A 7,896-nucleotide genomic window follows, 5' to 3' on the forward strand; every position below is an offset into this window, starting at 1 on the left:
CCATGCCCAACCCTCTGACAGTCGTTCCGAACCCCGCAAGCCTCTCCCTCTTGGGCGACCAGGACCTTCATCTCTTCAACGAGGGGACGCACACCCGCCTCTACGAAAAGCTCGGCGCCCACCCCGTCGCCCTTGGGGGCCGCCCCGGCACGTATTTCGCCGTCTGGGCCCCCGACGCGAAGGCGGTTTCCGTCGCGGGCGACTTCAACGGCTGGAACCCCAAGAACGCCCCGCTCGCCCCGCGGGGGCGTTCCGGGATCTGGGAAGGCTTTGTCCCCGGCGTGGGTCCCGGGGCCTTGTACAAGTACCGGATCGCCTCGCGCTATCACGGCCTCAAGACCGAGAAGGCGGACCCTGTCGGCTTTTTTCACGAAGTCTCGCCACGGACGGCCTCCGTCGTCACGGACCTGGCCTACGACTGGGGGGACGCCGAATGGATGGCGGTCCGCGCCTCCAAGAATCGCCTCGACGCCCCCATGTCCATCTACGAGCTGCACCTGGGGTCCTGGAAAAAGGGGTTGTCGTACCGCGAGATCGCGCCCCTCCTGGCCGATCACGTCTCGGACCTGGGATTCACCCACGTCGAATTCCTGCCGGTCATGGAGCACCCGTTCTACGGGTCCTGGGGTTACCAGACGACGGGCTACTTCGCCCCGACCGCGCGCTACGGGACGCCGCAGGACTTCATGGCCCTGGTCGACCACCTCCACCGCCGCGGGATCGGCGTCATCTTGGATTGGGTCCCCTCGCACTTCCCCACCGACCCGCACGGGCCCGGGTTCTTCGACGGGACCCATCTCTACGAGCACGCCCACCCGAGCCAGGGCTTCCACCCCGACTGGAAGAGCTACGTCTTCAACTACAAGCGGAACGAGGTCCGGAGCTTTCTCTCCTCCTCCGCCTGTTTCTGGCTGGAGCGTTATCACGCGGACGCCTTGCGCGTGGACGCCGTGGCCTCGATGCTTTACCTCGATTATTCGCGGAAGGACGGCGAGTGGATCCCGAACGAGCACGGCGGCCACGAGAACCTGGACGCCATTCATTTCCTCCGGTCCCTGAATGAGGAGATCTACCGGGGCTTTCCGGGCGTCCAGACGATCGCGGAGGAATCCACCGCCTGGCCGATGGTCTCGCGGCCGGCGTCCGTCGGAGGTTTGGGCTTCGGTCTCAAGTGGGACATGGGCTGGATGAACGACACCCTGCGGTACTTCGCGAAGGACCCCGTCCACCGCAAGTTCCACCACGGCGACCTCACCTTCCGGCAGCTCTACGCCCACACGGAAAACTTCGTCCTGCCGCTCTCCCACGACGAGGTCGTGCACGGCAAGGGCTCGCTCCTGGGACGGATGCCGGGGGACGACTGGCAGCGGTTCGCGAACTTGAGGCTCCTCTACGCCTGGCAATACGGCCAACCGGGAAAAAAACTCCTCTTCATGGGCGGCGAGTTCGGCCCGTGGAGCGAGTGGGACCACGAGCGGGGCCTTGACTGGGAACTTCTTCAATACGGGCCGCACCGGGGGATCCGGCGCTGGGTGACCGACCTGAATCGCCTCTATCGGTCCGAGCCCGCCCTGCACGAGGGGGACTGCCAGCCGTGGGGTTTCGAATGGATCGACTGCCACGACGCCGACGCGGGCGTCCTGAGCTTTTTGCGGAAGGACCGGGACGGGAACGCCGTGCTGGCCGTCCTGAATTTCACCCCGGTCCCGCGCCTGGGTTACGGGATCGGGGTCCCGGCCGGCGGCGTCTGGCGCGAGCTCTTGAACAGCGACGGCCGGGAATACGGGGGAAGTGGCATGGGAAATTTAGGCCGGACCGCCGCGGCCGGGCGGCCGCGCCACGGGAGGCCGTATTCGCTGTCGCTGACGCTCCCGCCGCTCGGCGCCCTCTTTTTGAAAAAGGATATTTGACAAGGGATCATCGATGACGCGCCGGTTCGTCTGCATCCACGGACACTTCTACCAGCCGCCCCGCGAAGACCCGAAGACGGGGGAGGTCCCGGTCGAGCCCTCCGCGGCGCCCCACCGGGACTGGAACCGGCGGATCACCGACGAGTGCTACTATCCGAACGTCGCCGCACGCACCTATGGCCGGATGAGCTTCGATTTCGGCCCCACCCTCCTCGCCTGGCTCGAGACCCACGCCCACAACGTCTATCGCGGGATCCTCGATGCCGATTTGGAGAGCCGCGAGCGATTCGGCGGGCACGGGTCCGCCCTCGCGATGGGCTACAACCACATGATCCTCCCCCTCGCGAACGCCCGCGACAAGAAGACCCAGATCCTTTGGGGATTGAAGGACTTCGAGCACCGCTTCGGCCGGCGGTCCGAAGGCTTCTGGTTCCCCGAGACGGCCGTGGACTTGGAAGGCCTGGAGATCCTCGCGGAACACGGGGTCCGGTTCACGGTCCTCGCCCCGCACCAGGCCCGCACCGTCCGCGAGCGGAACGACCACTACTGGCAAAAAGTCCCCGCGGGGGAGATCGACGCGACGATGCCCTACGAGCTCAACCTGCCGTCCGGACGGCGCATGGCGGTCTTTTTCTACGACGGGGCGATCTCGCGCGCGATCGCCTTCGAGGGCCTCCTCCACAGCGGCGACGCGCTGGTGGACCGCATGATGCGCACGTTTTCGGAGGACCGCGTGGGGCCGCAGCTCGTCTCGCTCGCAACCGACGGGGAATCCTACGGGCACCACCACAAGTTCGGGGAAATGGCCCTCGATTATGCCTTGAAAAGGATCGAGCGGGACGGACTCGCCCGGCTCGCCAACTTCGGGTCCTTTCTCGAGGCGTGCGAACCGACCCACGAGGTGGAGATCCGCGAGAGGACGTCTTGGAGCTGCCCCCACGGCGTGGAACGTTGGCGGGGCGACTGCGGCTGCCGGACGGGGACGGGGCCGGGGGGCCAGACTTGGAGGCAGCCCCTCCGCGAGGCCCTCGACTGGCTTCGGGATACGCTGGAACCCGTCTTCGAGATCGAGGCCTCGGAGTACCTGACGGACCCCTGGCGGGCCCGCGACGACTACATCGGCGTCCTTGTGAGCAAGGGGGCCGCGGATTTTTTCGCGGTCCACGCCGTCCGTCCCCTCGCCCCCCGCGAACAGGCGGACGTCCTTCGCCTGATGGAGCTGCAACGCCACCTGATGTTCATGTACACGAGCTGCGGCTGGTTCTTCGACGATCCGTGGGCCTTGGGGACGCTGCAGGTCCTCAAGTTCGCCCGGAGGGCGCTGGAACTGGCGGCGGAGGCGTTCGGCGCCGATCTCAAGCCCGAGTTCGAACGGAGGCTCGGCCCCCAATTTCCTGATGAGAGCCGACGTTAAACCCGACATGCGCCGCTCCACGTGGCGCGCCTTGCCCGCCGGCATCTGGGCGTTGGGATTCGGCTCCCTGTTCATGGACATCTCCTCCGAGATGATCCACGGCCTTTTGCCCCTCTTCATGGTCACCGCGTTGGGGGCGTCCATGGTGACCGTCGGCGTGATCGAGGGCGTCGCGGAGGCGACGGCGGCCATCCTGAAGGTCTTCTCGGGCGCGCTGAGCGATTACCTCGGCAAACGCAAGTTCCTGATGATCCTCGGTTACGGCCTCGCGGCCCTCACCAAACCGCTTTTTCCGCTGGCGTCGTCGATCGGCTGGGTGTTCACGGCGCGTTTCGTCGATCGCATCGGCAAAGGCATCCGCGGCGCGCCGCGAGACGCGCTGGTGGCCGACATGACGCCGGCCGCGTTGCGAGGCGCGGCCTACGGTTTGCGCCAGGCGCTCGATTCCGTGGGCGCCCTTCTCGGCCCGCTGCTGGCGGTGGTCTTTATGCTTTGGCTTTCCGACGACATCCGGGCCGTCATGTGGGTGGCCGTGGCGCCGGCCTTCATCGCGGTGACGCTGCTCCTGATCTACGTGCGCGACCCGGAGCGCGCGCATGCGCCCGGCCAGTCGAAGGCGCCGGTCACCTTCGAGGACGCCAAGCGCCTGCCGCTGCGTTACTGGCTGGTCGTGGTGTTGGGGGCCGTCTTTACGCTCGCCCGCTTCAGCGAGGCCTTCTTGGTGCTGCGCGCGAGGGACGTCGGGCTCGCGCTCGGCTACGTGCCGGTCGTCATGGTCGTGATGAACTTCTTCTACGCCGGGGCGGCCTACCCAGCCGGGGCCGCCGCCGACCGGCTCCGCCCGCGGACCCTCTTGTTGATCGGGCTGGGATTGCTCATCGTCGCCGACATGGTGCTGGCCGCGGCCAACGGCGCGCCGGCCGCCTTTGCGGGCGCGGCCCTGTGGGGCCTGCACATGGCCCTGACCCAGGGCCTGTTGTCGAAGCTCGTCGCGGACACGGTGCCGGAAACGTTGCGCGGCACCGGATTCGGCCTCTTCAATCTGGTCAGCGGGGTCGCGCTGCTTCTCGCGAGCGTGGTTGCGGGCGCCTTGTGGAGCGCCATCGGGCCGTCGGCCACCTTCCTGGCCGGAGCCGGATTCGCCGCCGTCGCCGCCATCGGTCTCGCGACGCTGGGCCGCCGGGCGCCCCGATCCGAGTCCGGCTAGACCGTTGCGCGTCCGGCGAGGACGTACGTGGCCGTTCCCATGCTCCCGGCGATTCCCCCGCGAACCGCCATGACCAAAATGATATTTTCGCCTGACCAAACTCATGTCGCCGGGCCGGAGGGGGATCTACTCTAGGAGCATGTTCGGAACGTTGATGCTCCTTTGCGACCTGTCACGGGCCGGCGTCAGGGCCCTGGAGTGGGCGGCCGGGCTGGCGGCATTGTTCGGTTCTCGCCTGACGATCGTGCATGTGATCGAGTGGTCACCCGAGAAGGGGGACGCGGGAGCCTCCGAAAAGGTCGAGCTTCAGATCCGGGCCGAGCTCTCCGCGGCCGTCGAAAAGACCGCCCCGGAACTCGTGGACGAGGTCATTTCCCGGACGCGGATCGAGGTCCTGGAAGGAAGGCCCGCCGTGACCCTCCTGGGCGCGATCGGGCGGGACGCCCCGGACCTGGTGGTGATGGGAACCGCCGGCCTGAGCGACCTTCCCCACGTGCTGATGGGGAGCGTGGCGGAGAAGGTCGTCCGCCACTCGCCCTCCCCCGTCCTGGTCACGCGCAAGACCTCGGCTTGGCCTCCCCGCTCGGTCCTGCTCCCGGTCGACTTCTCCGGCCCCGTGGACGAAACCTTCGCGCTCGCGGAGGCCCTCGCGGGGACGCTGCCGGTCCGTTTTTCCCTCGTCCACGTGATCACGCCGGTCCCGCCGACGGCCCGCGTCCCGTCGCTCCCGCCCGGAGACCTCATGGACGGCCTGGCCCCGAGGGAGAAGGACGCCCTCGAAAGACTCGAGGCGCTCCAGGCCTCGCACCCCAAGCTCGACACGGACTCCTTCCTCTTGGAGGGACCCGCGGCCGATCAGATCTGCCAGTCGGCGCGGGACTCAAAAACGGACCTGATCCTCATTCCCACGCACAGCCGGTCCGGGCTGGAGCGCTTTCTCATGGGGGGCGTCGCCGAACAGGTGGTCCGGTACGCCCCCTGCGCCGTCTTGAGCCATTGCCCCAAGGCGGCGGTTCCCTACCGGAGCCGCCTGATCCGCCCGGAGGCCTCATGAGATTCGCCGACCGCGATGAGGCGGCCCGCCGCCTCGCCAAGAAACTCTCCCGTTACGAGGGAAGGAATCCCCTCGTGCTCGCGATCCCGCGCGGGTCCGTTCCCATGGCCCGGATCATCGCGGACGCCCTGGGCGGAGAGGCCGACGTGGTCCTGGTCCGCAAGCTCGGCGCCCCGATGCAACCCGAGCTCGCCATCGGATCGGTCGACGAACACGGCCACACCTATCTCTCCGATTACGCGCGCCGGCTGGGGATCCCGGATTCCTACATCGAAAGGGAGAAACAGGCCCAGATGGAGACGCTGCGCGAGCGCCGCCGGCGCTACACCGCCGCCCGGCCTCCGATCGACCCCGCCGGAAGGACCGTCATCGTCGTCGACGACGGCATCGCCACGGGCGCCACGATGATCGCCGCCCTCAAGTCCGTCCGGGAGCACAAACCCGCGCGCCTCGTCGCCGCCGCGGCCGTCGCGCCCCCGGAGAACGTCGAGCGCGTCCGCCCGTACGCCGACGACGTCGTCTGTCTCGAGACCCCCGAGGATTTTTACGCCGTCGGCCAATTTTTCGACGATTTTCCCCAAGTCTCGGACGAGGAGGTGCTCCGGATCCTCAAGGCGGAGGCGGACGCGGACCCCGAGGTGCGGATCGCCGCCGACGGCCATCAGTTGCCCGGCAATCTGACGGTCCCGAAGGGGGCGTCCGGGCTCGTCCTCTTCGCGCACGGCAGCGGGAGCAGCCGCCTGAGCCCGCGGAACCGCTGCGTCGCGGAGGTCCTGCAAAAGGCCAAGATCGGCACCCTGCTCTTCGACCTCCTGACGCCCGAAGAGGACCGGACCTACGAGACGCGGTTCGACATCCCCCTCCTCACGCGCCGCCTCGTCGCGGCCACGGAGTGGACGGCCGTCCAAGAGGGGATCGGCGCCTTGCCGGTCGGCTATTTCGGCGCGTCGACCGGGGCGGCCGCGGCCCTCATGGCGGCGGCCGAGCTGGGAAACCGCGTCCGCGCCGTCGTCTCCAGGGGCGGCCGGCCGGACCTTGCGGGGCCCGTCTTGGATCGCGTGACCGCGCCCACGCTCCTCGTCGTCGGGGGCTTCGACGACGTCGTGATCGGCATGAACCGGAGCGCCTTCGACCGAATGAAATGCGTCAAGAAGCTCGAAATCGTCCCGGGCGCAACGCATCTCTTCGAGGAACCCGGCACGCTCGAGGAGGCCGCTCGTCTCGCCGCCGCCTGGTTCGAACGTCATTTGAGGGCGATCCAATAGTCCTGACCATGGATTCTCCAGCCGCCACACGCAAGGACTTGCAACTGGGAAGGCGTCTCTTCCACATCGCGGGGGGCCTTGGCGTGGCCGTCGCCTACGGTCTCTTCTTCACCCACTCGGAGGCCGTCTATATCCTGGGGGCCACGGCCTGCATCGCCTACGTCTTTGACAAGATCCGGGTCGCCTACCCGGAGATCGCCCGGCAGGTCCAAGGGCTCGCCAATCTCTTCCTGAGGGCCGAGGAGAAACTGTCCGAGTCCTCGATGATCCCCTATGTCATCGCCGTCCTGCTCACCATCATCAGCTTTCCCAAACCCATCTCCCTGATCGCGATCTCCACCCTGGCCCTGGCCGACCCGATGGCGTCCATCGTGGGGATCAAATTCGGAAGACACCCCCTGGCCCCGAACAGGACGCTCGAGGGCTCGCTCGCGTTCTTCGCCGCGTCCCTGCTCTGCGCGTTTTTCGTCCTGTTCCGCGTCGCGGACGTAGCCTGGCCGGCCGCTCTCGGGATCTCGCTGATGGTCTCCCTCGCCGTGACGGTCTTCGAAACGCTTCCCGTGAAATTGGACGACAACCTGACGATCCCCCTGTTCGTGGGATTCACGGGCTGGATTCTTTGCGCTGTTTTCGGGGTCACCCTGAAATGAGGGAAGGAGCGTGATCATGGACAAGGCCGATCCGGAGGACAAGAAGGGGAAAGAAGCCGGCAAGTCCGGGAAAGAGATTCGCTGCCTGATGTGCGGCAAGCCGGGTCCCGAGACGATCTGCCAACACTGCAAGACCCTCGTCCAGGCCGAGGCCCTGGAAAAAAAGCGAAAGGCCGAAAAGACGAAGGAATGAGGCCTGGCGACCGTCAGGACCCAAATGATTTATGTGGGCGGCCCGCCGCGAAAAAGGTATTGAGGAGCGATGGCGGAACGGACGATCCGAAAAAATGCCGATGGCCTTCGCGTCCCGCCGAACCTGACGTCCTATGCGGCGGCCGTCCGCGAGTTTTCCTGGGAGGAGGCCCGCAGGCGGCTGGACGGGTTGCCGGGAGGACG

General features: G+C 67.2%; 7 protein-coding genes. All 7 read left to right on the forward strand.

Going from position 1 to position 7,896, the window contains the following annotated elements:
* The first annotated feature begins 2 nt into the window (after positions 1-2).
* The 7 genes from glgB (at position 3) to VLJ37_08045 (ending at position 7,693) form a co-directional block, all read left to right on the forward strand.
* Positions 3-1,910, forward strand: a complete 1,908-nt coding sequence (glgB, locus tag VLJ37_08015; protein ID HSA59614.1) for a 1,4-alpha-glucan branching protein GlgB — start codon at positions 3-5, stop codon at positions 1,908-1,910.
* Positions 1,911-1,923: 13 nt separating this feature from the next.
* Entirely contained in the window at positions 1,924-3,324 is a 1,401-nt protein-coding gene (locus VLJ37_08020; GenBank protein HSA59615.1) for a DUF3536 domain-containing protein, read from the forward strand.
* 7 nt (positions 3,325-3,331) lie between these two features.
* Positions 3,332-4,531: an MFS transporter gene (locus VLJ37_08025; GenBank protein ID HSA59616.1), complete on the forward strand. Its 1,200-nt coding sequence runs from the start codon at positions 3,332-3,334 to the stop codon at positions 4,529-4,531.
* A 139-nt stretch (positions 4,532-4,670) separates the two neighbouring features.
* Positions 4,671-5,585, forward strand: coding sequence for a universal stress protein (locus VLJ37_08030; protein HSA59617.1), 915 nt, complete (start codon positions 4,671-4,673; stop codon positions 5,583-5,585).
* Positions 5,582-6,850, forward strand: a complete 1,269-nt coding sequence (locus tag VLJ37_08035; GenBank protein HSA59618.1) for a phosphoribosyltransferase family protein — start codon at positions 5,582-5,584, stop codon at positions 6,848-6,850. Before VLJ37_08030 ends, VLJ37_08035 begins: the two co-directional genes overlap by 4 nt.
* An 8-nt stretch (positions 6,851-6,858) precedes the next feature.
* Positions 6,859-7,500: an SEC59/DGK1/VTE5 family protein gene (locus VLJ37_08040; GenBank protein HSA59619.1), complete on the forward strand. Its 642-nt coding sequence runs from the start codon at positions 6,859-6,861 to the stop codon at positions 7,498-7,500.
* A gap of 16 nt (positions 7,501-7,516) precedes the next feature.
* The gene (locus VLJ37_08045) at positions 7,517-7,693 is read left to right on the forward strand and encodes a hypothetical protein (protein HSA59620.1); all 177 of its coding nucleotides are present in this window, start codon (positions 7,517-7,519) and stop codon (positions 7,691-7,693) included.
* Positions 7,694-7,896: the final 203 nt, after the last annotated feature.

The organism is bacterium (assembly GCA_035454885.1).
Taxonomy (GTDB): domain Bacteria; phylum UBA10199; class UBA10199; order JACPAL01.